Source organism: Rhodococcus sp. YH1 (assembly GCF_009939605.1).
In the GTDB taxonomy this organism is placed as follows: Bacteria; Actinomycetota; Actinomycetes; order Mycobacteriales; family Mycobacteriaceae; genus Rhodococcus; species Rhodococcus aetherivorans.
The window spans coordinates 58,661-71,884 of sequence record NZ_WVTE01000022.1 but is presented as its reverse complement, the minus strand read 5'-3'; the positions used below and the strand labels follow the sequence as shown (position 1 = coordinate 71,884).

The 13,224-nt window shown below is 71.4% G+C and carries 15 protein-coding genes; 3 read left to right on the top strand and 12 right to left on the bottom strand.

Annotation, left to right across the window (positions count from 1 at the left end; all coding sequences use genetic code 11):
• Positions 1–313 (bottom strand): sigma-70 family RNA polymerase sigma factor (locus AIIKEEIJ_RS02805; RefSeq protein WP_161994879.1); only part of this gene is annotated, 313 nt, incomplete at its 3' end.
• Positions 314–557: 244 nt separating this feature from the next.
• On the opposite strand from AIIKEEIJ_RS02805, the gene AIIKEEIJ_RS02800 reads away from it, so the two are divergent.
• Complete coding sequence (locus AIIKEEIJ_RS02800) at positions 558–1,187, top strand: O-methyltransferase (protein WP_006938797.1); 630 nt, start codon at positions 558–560, stop codon at positions 1,185–1,187.
• Positions 1,188–1,206: 19 nt separating this feature from the next.
• On the opposite strand, the gene glgC is transcribed toward AIIKEEIJ_RS02800, so the two are convergent.
• Entirely contained in the window at positions 1,207–2,421 is a 1,215-nt protein-coding gene (glgC, locus tag AIIKEEIJ_RS02795) for a glucose-1-phosphate adenylyltransferase (protein ID WP_037200697.1), read from the bottom strand.
• An 87-nt stretch (positions 2,422–2,508) separates the two neighbouring features.
• Here glgC and glgA point away from each other — a divergent pair, with 87 nt between their 5' ends.
• Entirely contained in the window at positions 2,509–3,684 is a 1,176-nt protein-coding gene (gene glgA / locus AIIKEEIJ_RS02790) for a glycogen synthase (RefSeq protein WP_029542466.1), read from the top strand.
• Positions 3,685–3,694: 10 nt separating this feature from the next.
• Here the strand turns inward: glgA and AIIKEEIJ_RS02785 are convergent, their stop codons facing one another.
• The 10 genes from AIIKEEIJ_RS02785 to dapE all read right to left on the bottom strand — a co-directional run bounded on the left by AIIKEEIJ_RS02785 (position 3,695) and on the right by dapE (position 12,190).
• Positions 3,695–4,546 (bottom strand): putative RNA methyltransferase, encoded by an 852-nt coding sequence (locus AIIKEEIJ_RS02785; RefSeq protein ID WP_006938800.1) that lies wholly within the window; start codon positions 4,544–4,546, stop codon positions 3,695–3,697.
• A 112-nt stretch (positions 4,547–4,658) separates the two neighbouring features.
• Positions 4,659–4,826, bottom strand: a complete 168-nt coding sequence (locus AIIKEEIJ_RS02780; RefSeq protein ID WP_003936084.1) for a DUF3117 domain-containing protein — start codon at positions 4,824–4,826, stop codon at positions 4,659–4,661.
• Positions 4,827–4,949: 123 nt separating this feature from the next.
• Complete coding sequence (locus tag AIIKEEIJ_RS02775) at positions 4,950–5,546, bottom strand: DNA-3-methyladenine glycosylase I (RefSeq protein WP_006938803.1); 597 nt, start codon at positions 5,544–5,546, stop codon at positions 4,950–4,952.
• A 2-nt stretch (positions 5,547–5,548) separates the two neighbouring features.
• Positions 5,549–5,929, bottom strand: a complete 381-nt coding sequence (locus tag AIIKEEIJ_RS02770) for a DivIVA domain-containing protein (RefSeq protein WP_043799256.1) — start codon at positions 5,927–5,929, stop codon at positions 5,549–5,551.
• Positions 5,930–5,971: 42 nt separating this feature from the next.
• Positions 5,972–6,889, bottom strand: a complete 918-nt coding sequence (locus AIIKEEIJ_RS02765; RefSeq protein ID WP_029542464.1) for a glucosyl-3-phosphoglycerate synthase — start codon at positions 6,887–6,889, stop codon at positions 5,972–5,974.
• Positions 6,886–7,767 carry a dihydropteroate synthase gene (gene folP / locus AIIKEEIJ_RS02760; protein ID WP_043799255.1) on the bottom strand — a complete coding sequence of 294 codons (882 nt, stop codon included), beginning with the start codon at positions 7,765–7,767 and terminating at the stop codon, positions 6,886–6,888. Before folP ends, AIIKEEIJ_RS02765 begins: the two co-directional genes overlap by 4 nt.
• 59 nt (positions 7,768–7,826) lie before the next feature.
• Positions 7,827–9,599, bottom strand: a complete 1,773-nt coding sequence (locus AIIKEEIJ_RS02755; protein ID WP_006938811.1) for a long-chain-acyl-CoA synthetase — start codon at positions 9,597–9,599, stop codon at positions 7,827–7,829.
• 70 nt (positions 9,600–9,669) lie between these two features.
• Entirely contained in the window at positions 9,670–10,257 is a 588-nt protein-coding gene (locus AIIKEEIJ_RS02750; RefSeq protein WP_161994878.1) for a TIGR00730 family Rossman fold protein, read from the bottom strand.
• Positions 10,251–11,057: a TIGR00730 family Rossman fold protein gene (locus AIIKEEIJ_RS02745; protein WP_006933996.1), complete on the bottom strand. Its 807-nt coding sequence runs from the start codon at positions 11,055–11,057 to the stop codon at positions 10,251–10,253. The genes AIIKEEIJ_RS02750 and AIIKEEIJ_RS02745 overlap by 7 nt, the downstream gene beginning before the upstream one ends.
• Positions 11,058–11,113: 56 nt before the next feature.
• Positions 11,114–12,190, bottom strand: coding sequence for a succinyl-diaminopimelate desuccinylase (gene dapE / locus AIIKEEIJ_RS02740; RefSeq protein WP_161994877.1), 1,077 nt, complete (start codon positions 12,188–12,190; stop codon positions 11,114–11,116).
• 73 nt (positions 12,191–12,263) lie between these two features.
• Here dapE and dapD point away from each other — a divergent pair, with 73 nt between their 5' ends.
• Positions 12,264–13,217 carry a 2,3,4,5-tetrahydropyridine-2,6-dicarboxylate N-succinyltransferase gene (gene dapD / locus AIIKEEIJ_RS02735; RefSeq protein ID WP_029542360.1) on the top strand — a complete coding sequence of 318 codons (954 nt, stop codon included), beginning with the start codon at positions 12,264–12,266 and terminating at the stop codon, positions 13,215–13,217.
• Positions 13,218–13,224: the final 7 nt, after the last annotated feature.

Below are 13,224 nucleotides of genomic sequence, written 5' to 3'. Positions count from 1 at the left end.
GGCGCCGGACCATGTCGAGGAACAGGTTGGTGGTGATGCGGTGCAACCAGCCCTCGAAGGTGCCCGGCTGGTAGTTCTGCAGCGAGCGGAAGACCCGGATGAACGTGTCCTGGGTGAGGTCCTCGGCGTCCTGCGCGTTTCCGGACAAGCGGTAGGCGAGCCGGTACACCCGGTCGCCGTGCTCGCGCACCAGCTCGTCCCACGACGGCATCACCGCACGGTCACCGGTGGCGTCGAACACTGCCGTGCCGGTGAGCTCGACGTCGGCCGTGGGCTCGGCGTCGGGGCTGGGGAGCTGGGGGGAATCGGCCATGTGGATCGCTGGATCCTCCTCTTCGGGACCGCTGATCGTGGGTGTCGGTGTCTTCGTCCAACACCCGGGGGCGCCGGCTTGTTCCCGGTACCCCGATCGCGCTGTCGGTGCGGTCTGCTGTGGTATCTACACCGTCACGCACGGGGATGTGGTGCCGATATGAGCAACCTGAGCATCGCCTGAGAATCCACCCGCCGTGCGCGCCTGCCTGCGACCGGCCCCCGGCGACGATAACCTCACTGGGGTGCACACGAATGCCGAACGGATCCTGGCCCACGTCGAGAACGTCACCGAGGACGAGAACCTCGCCCTGGCGCGTGAGCGTGCCCTCGATCTCGGCGCAGATCCGATCCCGGCAGCAGTGGGCGCGGCCCTGGCGATGTTCACCCGCATGCTCGACGCACGGACGGTCGTCGAGGTCGGCACCGGCGCCGGCGTCAGCGGACTCTGGCTGCTGCGGGGCCTGCGCGAGGACGGCGTCCTCACCACCATCGACAGCGAGCCCGAGCATCAGCGTGCCGCCAAGACCGCGTTCCGGGAGGCCGGCGTCACGGCCTCCCGCACCCGGCTGATCAACGGGCGCGCGCTGGACGTGCTGCCGCGGCTGGCCGACTCTGCCTACGACCTGGTCTTCGTCGACGCCACCCCCGCCGATCATCCGCACTACGTCCGCGAGGGCGTGCGGCTGTTGCGACCGGGCGGGGTCATCGTGCTGCACAACGCGCTGCTCTGCGGCCGGGTCGCCGACCCGGGCGAGCGTGACTCCGCCGTCCTCGCCGTCCGAGAGGCGACGCGGGCCGTGGTGACCGACGAGCGTCTCGCACCGGTGCTGCTGCCGGTGGGCGACGGGCTGCTCTGCGCCGCCAAGCTCTAGGCCCCGGCGCACGCTCCGATCAGATCCACACGCCCTTGCCGATGGCGACGACGCCGCCGCTGCTGACGGCGAAGCGCTGCCGGTCGCGTTCGAGGTCCACGCCGATGATCTCGCCGTCGCCGACGACGACGTTCTTGTCGAGGATCGCGCGCCGCACGACCGCGCCCTTGCCGATGCGCACGCCCGGCATCAGGACACTGCCCTCGACGGTGGCGCCGTCCTCGATCATGACGTTGGAGCTGAGCACCGAGTTGCGGACGGTGGCGGCCGACAGGATGCTGCCCGATCCGACGATCGACTCCTGCGCGAGACCGCCCTGGACGAATTTCGCCGGGGGCCACATCTCGGAGGCGCCGCGGATCGGCCAGCGCCGGTTGTAGAGGTTGAAGATCGGGTGCACCGACACCAGGTCCATGTGCGCGTCGTAGAACGCGTCGAGGGTGCCGACGTCGCGCCAGTAGCCACGGTCGCGTTCGGTGGCGCCCGGCACGACGTTGTCGTTGAAGTCGTAGACGTGCGCGGCGCCCTGCGCGACGAGGGCGGGGATGATGTCGCCGCCCATGTCGTGGTCCGAGTCCGGGTTCTCGGAGTCCGCCCGCAGCGCCTCCACCAGCACCTTGGTGGTGAAGACGTAGTTGCCCATCGAGGCGAAGGTGACGTTGGGATCGTCCGGGGTGCCGGGCGGGTGCGCGGGCTTTTCGAGGAACTGGGTGATGCGGCCCTGCTCGTCGGTGTCGATGCAACCGAACGCGAACGCCTCGCTGCGGGGTACCCGGATGCCGGCGACGGTCACGCCCGCGCCGGACTCGATGTGCTGGCTCACCATCTGCTCCGGGTCCATCCGGTAGACGTGGTCGGCGCCGAACACCACGATGTACTCCGGATCCTCGTCGTAGACGAGGTTGAGCGACTGGAGGATGGCGTCGGCGCTGCCGGTGTACCAGCGCGGCCCGAGCCGCTGCTGCGCCGGCACCGGGGTGATGTACTCGCCGGTGAAGCCCGACAGGCGCCAGGTCTGGGAGATGTGCCGGTCCAGCGAATGGGACTTGTACTGGGTCAGCACGCAGATCCGCAGGAACCCGGCGTTGACCAGGTTGCTCAGCACGAAGTCGATCAGTCGGTAGGCACCGCCGAACGGTACCGCCGGTTTCGCGCGGTCCGCCGTCAGCGGATACAGGCGTTTGCCCTCGCCGCCGGCGAGCACGATTCCAAGCACATGGGGCTGGCTCCTCACACAGTCAACCTATCCGCCACCCCCCTCCGCCGCCAGCGAAGAGGCCCATCGGTGGCCGGAACGTCACGCGCCGGATAGTTTGATCCGGTGCGGGTGGCAATGATGACGCGGGAGTACCCGCCGGAGGTCTACGGTGGTGCCGGCGTGCACGTCACCGAATTGGTTGCGCAGTTGCGCCGGCTGTGCGAAGTCGACGTGCACTGCATGGGGGCGCCCCGCGAGGGCGCCTTCGTCCACGGACCCGACCCCGAACTGGCGGGCGCCAACCCGGCGCTGACGACGCTGTCCGCCGAGCTGCGGATGGCGCACGCCGCGAGCGGTGCCGGCGTCGTCCACTCCCACACCTGGTACACCGGCCTCGCGGGGCATCTCGCCGCCGAGCTGTACGACGTGCCGCACGTGCTGACGGCACATTCGCTCGAACCGCGCCGGCCGTGGAAGGCCGAGCAGCTGGGCGGCGGCTACCGCGTCTCCTCGTGGTCCGAACGCAACGCGGTCGAGCACGCGGACGCGGTCATCGCGGTCAGCGCTGGGATGCGCCTCGACGTGCTGGACGCATATCCGTTCGTCGACCCGGCCCGTGTGCACGTGGTGCGCAACGGCATCGACACCGGGGTGTGGCACCCGGGGCCGGCCGAGCCGGGCGAGCCGTCCGCCCTGGAGAAGATCGGGGTGGACCCCGATCGGCCGATCGTCGCGTTCGTCGGGCGCATCACGCGCCAGAAGGGCGTCGGGCACCTCATCGCCGCCGCCCACGACGTGGACCCCGGGATTCAGCTGGTGCTGTGCGCCGGCGCGCCGGACACCCCGGAGATCGCCGCCGAGACCGAGCAGGCGGTGGCCGAACTCGAGCGCCGGCGCGGCAACGTCTTCTGGGTCCGCGAGATGCTCCCCACCGACTCGGTCCGTGAGATCCTTTCCGCGGCATCAGTTTTCGTGTGCCCATCGGTGTACGAGCCACTGGGTATCGTGAACCTCGAGGCGATGGCCTGCGAGACCGCTGTCGTCGCGTCGGACGTCGGTGGCATCCCCGAGGTCGTCGAGGACGGGGTCACCGGCCGGCTCGTGCACTACAACTCCTACGAGCCGCGGGCGTACGAGCAGGCGCTGGCCGCGGCGATCAACGAGGTCGCCGGCGACGCCGCCCTGGCTGCGGAGATGGGCCGGGCCGGACGGGTGCGGGCCATCGCGGAGTTCTCCTGGGCGCAGATCGCGCGGCAGACCCTCGCGGTGTACCAGGAGGTCGCCGCCGCGCGGCACTGAGCGTCCCGGCTCAGTGCGTCGCGCGCCGTTCCCACACGGTGACGGTCACCGAGGCGGTCACCGGGAACGGCTCCGGCAGCCCCGAGACCAGCTCCGCCAGCCGCTCGGCGGTCAGGTGGTGCCCCGAGGGCCCCATGCCGGCCAGCTGTCCGAGTGCCGGACGGTCGAGCTCCAGGGTGTACTGCACGTCGGCGCGGTCGACCCGCTCGAACGCGCCGGACAGGGCCGCCCCGAGCCGCTCGGTCTTGCGCTCGTCCACCTGGACCATGCCGGGCAGGGCCACCAGCTCGCGCAGGTGCGACGGGGTGGGGGCCGCGACGACGAGCACGCCGCCCGGCGCGAGGACCCGGTGCGTCTCGGCGGCGTTGCGCGGGGCGAAGACGGACAGCACGTGGCTGAGGACGCCGCTGCGGATCGGCCACTGCCGCCACACGTCGGCGAGCACGGCCCCGACGCGGGGATGGCTGCGGGCGATGCGCCGGACCGCGGGCTTGGACACGTCGAGCCCGACGCCGCGGCTGCCCGGCAGCGCGTCGAGCACCGCCGCGAGATACCGCCCGGTGCCGGCGCCCACCTCGAGGACGCGGGCGGTGCCGTCGCCGCCGGGACGCTCGGCACAGGCGCGGGCGACGGCGTCGCGCAGCGGATCGTAGTGTCCCGCCTCGAGGAAGTCCGCCCGCGCGGCGATCATCTCCGCGGTGTCGCCGGTGAACCGCGTCGCGGCCCCGGTGAGGAGGCTGACATACCCCTGGCGGGCGACATCGAAGCTGTGCCCGGCCTCGCACAGCAGCACGCCGTCGTCGAGATCGAGTCCGCGCTCGCACTGCGGGCAGGCGAGCAGATCGGTCACCGCGTCGAGCACGGGCAGTCCTTCCGAGAAACGAAGAGCACCGGAGTACGAACAGCAACGGGCCCCGCGCACCGTGGAGCGCGGGGCCCGGAGAACCCGGCGAATCGTCGCCGGGTGCCGACACCTAGCTGGTGACGCCCTTGAGCTCTTCGCCGAGCGCTGCAGCTTCCTCCGGCGTGAGTTCGACGACCAGACGTCCGCCACCCTCGAGTGGAACCCTCATGACGATTCCTCGTCCCTCTTTGGTTGCTTCGAGGGGACCGTCCCCGGTCCGGGGCTTCATGGCCGCCATCCTCTGCTCCCTCCAAATCTGCGCTCGACTCTTGCGCGCGTGGGTTACCGTGGGGGCCTCGTCGGAATTCGACGAGGCTCGCCACATCATTCTTCCCTATCCGGCCGACCGCCGGGTAGCTGACTATGCCCTAATGTGGCCGGAAACTGGTCGAACGTCCGTCTCGACCCAGCAGTCGGCGAGGTGATCGTCGACCATGCCGGTGGCCTGCATGAGCGCATACGCCGTGGTAGGACCGACGAACGCGAAGCCGCGCCGCTTCAGTTCGCGGGCCATTGCCGTCGACTCCGGTGTCACCGCCGGCACCTCCGCCACGGAGCGGAACCGCCGGGCGCGCCGCGCCGGCGCGAACGACCACAGCAGCGCGTCGAGGTCCGTGCCCTCCAGGTCGAGCACCGCCCGGGCGTTGGCGACCACCGCCTCGACCTTGCGCCGGTTCCGGACGATGCCGGCGTCGCCGAGCAGGCGAGCGACATCGTCGTCCGTGTAGCGGGCGACCACCTCGACGTCGAACCCCGCGAACGCCGACCGGAACGCCTCCCGCTTGCGCAGGATCGTCAGCCACGACAGCCCCGACTGGAACGCCTCGAGGGCAAGGCGCTCGAACAGCTCGTCGCGCCCGTGCAGCTCGCGGCCCCACTCCTCGTCGTGGTAGTCCCGGTACAGCGTGGACCCCGGCGGATCCACCGCCCACGGACAGCGCACCCGGTCCTCGTCCATCGCTACTCCCCCCTGTCCGAGCGGTCCCCTGCGGCCTCTACCGCAACGGATGCGTCGGCCTGCCCCACCGCGGCGTCGCCACCGGGCGTGCCCCGCTCGGCGTCCTCGTACGCGGCGAGCCTGGCCCGCAGGTCGTCGATCTCGTGCGAGAGCCGGTCGAGCGCCCAGTCCACCTCGGCGGTCTTGTAGCCCCGCAGCACCTGCTGGAAACGCAGATCCCGGACGTCCGCGCCGGTCACGTCGGTGACCGGCAGGGCCGTGGCGGTGGTGCCCGGCGGGATCGGCGCCAGGGTCTCCCCGCGGCCGAACACCGCGCTCGCCACGAGGAACAGCACCGCGCCGACGACCACCATGACGAGCAGGTAGAGCAGAACCGTCAGCATGTACCGATCTTGGCACGGGCCACCGACAGGGCGCCCGGGGCGTCAGGCCACGGTGGCGGCCGGGGGCCGGTCCGCGAGGCTGACCTCCGTGGTGACGGGGACGAACGCGTCGCCGTCCACCAGGAACTGGGTCAGGCCCGCCCCCGAGTCGGGGATCCCACAGCGGGCGAGCATGGTGCCGACGATCTGCCGGCTCATCACCCCCAGCTCCCCGAGCGGCCGGTTCCGGTGCTTGCGCACGCCGAGGTTGACCTGGGCGATCGCGCCGATCCCGAGCCGGTCGTAGGTGTCGAGCAGCAGCCCGATCTCGACGCCGTAGCCGGGCGCGAACGGCACCGCCGACAGCAGTTCCCGAGTACCGGCGTACTCGCCGCCCAGCGGCTGCAGCACGCACGTCAGCTCCGGCCGCAGCGCCGCGAGCAGCGGCCGCGCCACCAGTTCCGTGACCCGCCCCCCGCCGTTGGCCTCCTCGGCGCCGCTGACCCGGAGCGGGCGGCGGTAATAGCCCTTGACCAGGTGGATTCCGTCGCCGGTGAGCAGCGGTCCGAGCAGCTTGGGGACGAACGCCGGATCGGGGTCGAGCAGGTCCGAATCCACGAACGCGATGAGATCACCCGTGGTGGCCGCGACGGAGCGCCACAGCACCTCCCCCTTGCCGGGCACCGGGGCGAGGCCCGGCACCGCCTCTTCCCGGGAGAGGACGCGGGCGCCGGCGCTGCGGGCCCGCTCCGCCGTGCGGTCGGTGGACCCCGAGTCCAGCACGATCAGCTCGTCGACCAGCCCGCCGAGCAGCGGATGGATGGTGTCCACCACCCCCGCGACGGTCGTCTCCTCGTTGAGCGCGGGCAGCACCACCGACACGGTTCGGCCCCGCTTCGCGCGTTCGAGTTCGGCGATGCTCCATCCGGGCTCGTCCCAGCTGTTCGCCTCGGCCCACGGCCGGGTCATCGCGGTGCTCATGCCAGCCCCCTGACGGTGCGCGCCGGGGGGCGCGTGCCGGCGACGGCCGCCACCATGTCGACCACGCGACGGGTCGCCGCCACCTCGTGCACCCGAAACATCCGCGCGCCTGCCGCGGCCGCAAGTGCTGTCGCTGCCAATGTGCCCTCCAACCGGTCGGCGAGTTCCACCCCCAGAGTCTCCCCGATGAAGTCCTTGTTGCTCAGCGCCATGAGCACGGGCCACCCGGTATTTACGAGAACGTCCACGTGCCGCAACAACTCGAGGCCGTGGAAGGTGTTCTTGCCGAAATCGTGGGTCGGATCGATGAGGATGGCGTCGCCGGGCACCCCGGCCTTCGCGGCCCGCTCGGCCGCGGCGACAATCTCGCGCGTCACCTCGGCGACGACGTCGGTGTAGCGCACGCGGTGCGGCCGGGTGCGCGGGACCGCACCTCCGGTGTGCGAGCAGACGATGCCCGCGCCGAGTTCGGCCGCGACGGTCACCAGTTCCGGATCGGCACCCGCCCACGTGTCGTTGATCAGATCCGCCCCCTCCGCCACCGCGCGCCGCGCGACGTCGCTGCGCCAGGTGTCGACGCTGATGAGCAGCCCGGGGTGGCGGGCCCGGATCGCCGCGACGAACGGCACCACCCGCCGGGTCTCCTCCGCCGCGTCGACCACCTCGCCGGGGCCGGCCTTCACGCCGCCGATGTCGACGAGGTCCGCGCCCTCGGCCACGGCCCGATCCACGGCCGCCATCGCAGCGTCGTCGGTGAAGGTCGCGCCCCGGTCGTAGAACGAGTCCGGGGTGCGATTGACGATCGCCATCACCAGGGCCCGGTCGGTGGCGACCGGGCGGCCGCAGAGGGTCGGCGAGACGGTGACGGAGGCGGTCATGATTTCCATCCTGGCACGCACCCGCGGGCGGGCCCGGGCAGGAACCGGCCCAGCGGGAGTCAGCCCGCCGGCAGCTCGCCCCCGGCGACGGCCTCGACGTAGCCGTCGTACGCGGGCCGGTAGCCCTCCTCCGGCCCGGTGAGCACGTAGACGGGGTCGTCGCCGGTGTCGGCGTAGCCCTGCTTGCGCAGGTCCACCTTGCGGCTCTTGAACGTCGAGGTGTGCTCGAGTTCGCCGACGACACGGACGAACAGCGGCACCGCGTACGACGGCAGCGCCCGGTACAGCTGCGCCGCGAGCGCGGTGCCGTCGAACTCGGCACCGTCGTGGAGCGTGATCGCGGCCATGCCGGCCCGGCCGTCGGTGCCGGGGATCTCGACCCCGTAGACCACTGCCTGCGAGATCGACTCGTTCGCCGACACGGCCGCCTCGACCTCGGTGGTGGCGACGTTCTCGCCCTTCCACCGGAAGGTGTCGCCGAGGCGGTCGACGAACGCGACGTGCATGAAGCCCTGGCTGCGGACGAGGTCGCCGGTGTCGAACCAGGTGTCGCCGTCCTCGAAGCCGTCGCGCACGAGTTTGGACTCGCTCGCCTCGGGATCGGTGTAGCCGTCGAACGGGGCACGGTCGGTGACCTTCGCCAGCAGCAGGCCCACCTCGCCGCGGCCGACCCGGCGCAGCCGGCCGTCCGGTCCGCGGAGCGCCTTGCCGGTCTCGTGGTCGTAGTCGACCACTGCGTACGGAAGCGGGCAGACACCCGCGGTGCGCGGCTGGTTGAGCGCGTTGACGAACGCGATGTTGCACTCGCTGGCGCCGTAGAACTCGGCGACGCGGGCGATGCCGAACCGCTGGGTGAACTCGGTCCAGATCTCGGACCGCAGTCCGTTGCCCACCATCAACCGGATGCCGTTGTCGCGGTCGTCCGGCGACGGTGGCTGGTTGAGCAGGTAGCGGCAGATCTCCCCGATGTAGACGAACGCCGTCGCGCCGTTGCGCTTCGCGTCGGCCCAGAATCCGGTGGCGGAGAACTTGCGGCCGAGCGCGAAGGTGGCGCCGGCGGCGAGCACCGACGACAGCGACACGGTGAGGGCGTTGTTGTGATACAGCGGCAGGCAGCAGTACAGGGTGTCGTCGCGGCGCAGCCGGACGCCCAGGCTGCCCAGGCCCGACATGGACTTCAGCCACCGGAAATGGGTCATCCGGCTGGCCTTGGGCATGCCGGTGGTGCCCGAGGTGAAGATGAAGAAGGCGGTCTCCTTCGCCTGCAGGCGGTCGGTGACGGCGGGGTTCGCGGAGTCGGCGGCGACGGCGAGGTCGTCGAGTTCGCCGACGCGCAGCACCTTTCCGGCCGGCGGCGCCCCGTCGAGGGACTCCAGGGCCTCCTCGCATTCCTCCCCGACCACGAGCACCCGGCTGTCGAGCAGGCCGAGGCTGTGCGCGAGCACCTCGCCGCGCTGATGGTGATTGAGCATGCCGGCCGCGGCACCGAGCTTGACCGTGGCGAGCGCGACGAGCAACGCCTCCGGACGGTTCTTCATCAGCACGCCGACGACGTCGCCGGTGCGCACACCCTGCGCGGTGAGCACGGCGGCGTAGCGGTTGACCTGGGCGTTGGCGTCGCCGTAGCTGAGGGCGTCGCCCTCGAATCGCAGGAACGGCCGGTCCGGGTTCCGCTCCGCGAGGCGCTGGAACACCGACCCGATCGTCTCGCGCGCGTCCGGCCGCCGGATGAGACCCCGCGCGCCGCGTAGCAGGCTCGGTGCGTCGGGCAGCATTCGCGGAAGCTGGGTGGCGAGACCCACCAGGGAGATCGTCGAGCCGGACTCGGTCATGGCATCCTCGGTTACTGGCGGACAGGAACTTACTGCAGAGTAAGCAACCTCGGCGCGAAGCGGAAGCCCCTCACCCGGCGCAGCGGTCGAGGGCGTCGTCGATGTCGCCGGTGACCTGCAGGCCGTCGAGCGCGTGGCGGTTGACGAAGCCGGCCGGCACCATCGCCTCGAGCCAGTCGAGCAGCCCCCGGTAGTGCCCCACCGGGTCGAGCAGCACCACCGGCTTGGCGTGCATGCCCAGATAGCCGGCCGTCCACGTCTCGAACAATTCCTCGAGGGTGCCGATCCCGCCGGGCAGCGTGACGAACGCGTCGGCGCGCTCCTCCATCGCCTGCTTCCGCTGGCGCATCGTGTCCGTGACGATCAGCTCGTCGGCGTCGACGTCGGCGACCTCGCGGTGCACCAGCGCCTTGGGGATCACACCGACGGTGTGCCCGCCGGCGGCGCGCGTCGCCTGGGCGAGCGCACCCATCATCGACACGTTGCCGCCTCCGGAGACGAGCTGCCAGCCGCGCCGTCCGATGGCGGTCCCCACCGCCGCCGCGAACTTGAGGTAGGACTCGTCGACCGGCCCGGAGGCGCAGTACACGCACACCGCCCGCGCCTCGACGGTGCGCTCGCCGCCGATGCCCTCGAACGGATGGAAACCGCTCACCACGCCCCGCCCCCTCCGTACAGCGCCGACTCGTCCTGCCCGCGATGGGCGTCGACGACGATCTGCACCGCCTCCTCCACGCTGTCGGTCAGGTACAGCAGATCGAGGTCGCTCGGTGAGATCCGGCCCTCGCCGACCATCGCGTGCCGGATCCATTCGAGCAGCCCCGCCCAGTAGTGGGTGCCCAGCAGCACGATGGGGAACCGGGTGATCTTGTGGGTCTGGACCAGCGTGAGCGCCTCGAACAGCTCGTCGAGCGTGCCGAAACCGCCGGGCAGGCAGACGAAGGCCTGGGAGTACTTCACGAACATCGTCTTGCGGGCGAAGAAGTAGCGGAAGTTCAGTCCGAGGTCGACCCATTCGTTGAGGGCCTGCTCGAACGGCAGCTCGATGCCCAGTCCGACGGAGAACCCGCCCGACTCGCTCGCGCCCCGGTTGGCCGCCTCCATCGCCCCCGGCCCACCGCCGGTGACAACCGCATAGCCCGCCGCGGCCAACGCGGCCCCGAGGGCACGGCCGGTGACGTACTCGGGGTGGTCGACGGGGGTGCGGGCAGAGCCGAAGACCGCCACCGCGCGCGGCACCTCCGCCAGCGCACCGAAACCCTCCACGAACTCGCTCTGGATGCGCAGCACCCGCCACGGATCGGTGTGCACCCAGTCGGAGGGGCCCCTCCGGTCCAGCAGTCGCTGGTCCATCGTCGTGGTCTCGGTCGCCCGGTCCCGGCGCAACTGGACGGGACCGCGGTGCACCACATCGGCACTCGCACGGTCGCGGGATCCGGGGTCGGTGTCGCGCGCCATGCGCCCAGATTAGGGGATGCCGCCGGGCCGCCCCGGCCGATGCCCCGCATCGTGCGTCAGGCGGCCAGATACCTCCGCAGCGTGCCGGCGACCTCCGTGATCTGCTTCACGGGCACGTGCTCGTCGCGCTTGTGCGCGAGGTTCGGATCGCCGGGACCGTAGTTGACCGCCGGGATCCCCAGCGTCGCGAAGCGCGCGACGTCCGTCCATCCGTACTTGGCCCGGAACCGGCCGCCGGCCGCGGCGACGAGGTCCGCGGCGGCGGGGTGGGCCAGGCCGGGCAGCGCGCCGGGCGAGCTGTCGGTGAGCTCGAGGGTGACGTCGAGACCGTCGAGCACGTCCCGCACGTGCGCGAGAGCCTGCTCGACGGTGCGGTCGGGCGCGAACCGGAAGTTGACGTCGAGGTCCGCGGCGTCGGGCACCACGTTGCCGGCGACGCCGCCGGCGATCCGTACCGCGGACAGACCCTCGCGGTAGACGCAGCCGTCGATGTCCACCGATCGCGGTTCGTAGGCCGCGAGCCGCTCCAGCACCGGGGCCAGCCGGTGGATCGCATTGTCACCCAGCCAGGACCGCGCCGAATGCGCGCGCACCCCGGTCGCCGAGATCCGCACCCGCAGGGTGCCCTGGCAGCCCGCCTCGATCTGCCCGGCCGTCGGCTCGCCGAGGATCGCCACGTCCGCGTCCAGCCAGTCCCGCAGGTCCCGCTCGATGCGGCCGAGACCGTTGTAGGCCGCGGCGATCTCCTCGCAGTCGTAGAAGACCAGCGTCAGATCGTGCGCCGGGTCCGCGATGGTGGCGGCCAGGTGCAGGAACACCGCGTCGCCCGACTTCATGTCGGCCGTGCCGCAGCCGTACAGCAACTCCCCGTCGCGCCGCGACGGCACGTTGTCCGCGATGGGCACGGTGTCGAGATGCCCGGCCAGCAGCACCCGGCTCGGCCGGCCGAGCCGGGTCCGCGCGAGGACCGCGTTGCCGCTGCGGACGATCTCGAAACCGGTGGTCTGCTCGCGCAGCGCCTGTTCGACGGAGTCGGCGATCACCGCCTCGTCCTGCGAGACACTGGGGATGTCGACCAGCGCAGCGGTCAGCTCGATCGGATCGGCGTGCAGGTCCAGGCGCGGTGCAGACATGCAAGAACAATACGTGGAGCGATTTCCCAGGCCGCCGGTGCGAACGACGACGCCTCGCGTACGCTTCACGACCGTGAGTGCACAGGGAGCATCAGCAGTAGGCATCGCCAACATCGCGGCGGACGGCACCGTTCTCGACACCTGGTACCCGGCCCCCACGCTGGGCGAATACAGCGAGACGGGCACGTCCCGGCTCGAGGGCACGGACATCCCGTCGGACTTCGCGCTGCTCGTCGGCGCCGACGAGGCGCGCGAGGTCAACCAGGTCGCGGTCCGCACGACGATCGCCGACCTGTCCCAGCCGCCGGCCGACGCGCACGACGCCTACCTGCGGCTGCACCTGCTGTCGCACCGCCTCGTCCGGCCGCACGGCGCCAACCTCGACGGCGTGTTCGGCCTGCTCGCCAACGTCGTGTGGACCAATTACGGCCCGTGCGCCGTCGACAACTTCGAACTGGTGCGCTCGCGCCTGCGCATCCGTGGCCCCGTGACCGTGTACGGCGTCGACAAGTTCCCCCGCATGGTCGACTACGTCGTGCCGTCCGGGGTGCGCATCGCCGATGCCGACCGTGTCCGCCTCGGCGCGCACCTGGCCGCCGGCACCACCGTCATGCACGAGGGCTTCGTGAACTTCAACGCGGGCACGCTCGGCAACTCGATGGTCGAGGGCCGCATCTCCGCGGGCGTCGTCGTCGACGACGGCTCCGACATCGGTGGTGGCGCGTCGATCATGGGCACCCTGTCCGGCGGCGGCAAGGAGGTCATCGCCATCGGCAAGCGCTGCCTGCTCGGCGCCAATGCCGGTGTCGGCATCTCCCTCGGCGACGATTGCATCGTCGAGGCCGGCCTGTACGTCACCGCCGGCACCAAGGTCAGCGGCCCCGACGGCACCGTCGTCAAGGCCAAGGACCTCAACGGCCGCTCCAACCTGATGCTGCGCCGCAACTCGGTCACCGGCGCCGTCGAGGTGGTTCCCACCAAGGGCACCGGCGTCGAACTGAATGCGGCGCTGCACGCCAACGACTGACCCAGAG

Excerpts from the sequence above, each read along its gene's own strand:
- AIIKEEIJ_RS02780 (WP_003936084.1), bottom strand. The coding sequence starts at position 4,826 with ATGGCGGCCATGAAGCCCCGGACCGGGGACGGTCCCCTCGAAGCAACC.
- AIIKEEIJ_RS02775 (WP_006938803.1), bottom strand. The coding sequence starts at position 5,546 with ATGGACGAGGACCGGGTGCGCTGTCCGTGGGCGGTGGATCCGCCGGGG.
- AIIKEEIJ_RS02770 (WP_043799256.1), bottom strand. The coding sequence starts at position 5,929 with ATGCTGACGGTTCTGCTCTACCTGCTCGTCATGGTGGTCGTCGGCGCG.
- AIIKEEIJ_RS02765 (WP_029542464.1), bottom strand. The coding sequence starts at position 6,889 with ATGAGCACCGCGATGACCCGGCCGTGGGCCGAGGCGAACAGCTGGGAC.
- folP (WP_043799255.1), bottom strand. The coding sequence starts at position 7,767 with ATGACCGCCTCCGTCACCGTCTCGCCGACCCTCTGCGGCCGCCCGGTC.
- AIIKEEIJ_RS02755 (WP_006938811.1), bottom strand. The coding sequence starts at position 9,599 with ATGACCGAGTCCGGCTCGACGATCTCCCTGGTGGGTCTCGCCACCCAG.
- AIIKEEIJ_RS02745 (WP_006933996.1), bottom strand. The coding sequence starts at position 11,057 with ATGGCGCGCGACACCGACCCCGGATCCCGCGACCGTGCGAGTGCCGAT.
- dapE (WP_161994877.1), bottom strand. The coding sequence starts at position 12,190 with ATGTCTGCACCGCGCCTGGACCTGCACGCCGATCCGATCGAGCTGACC.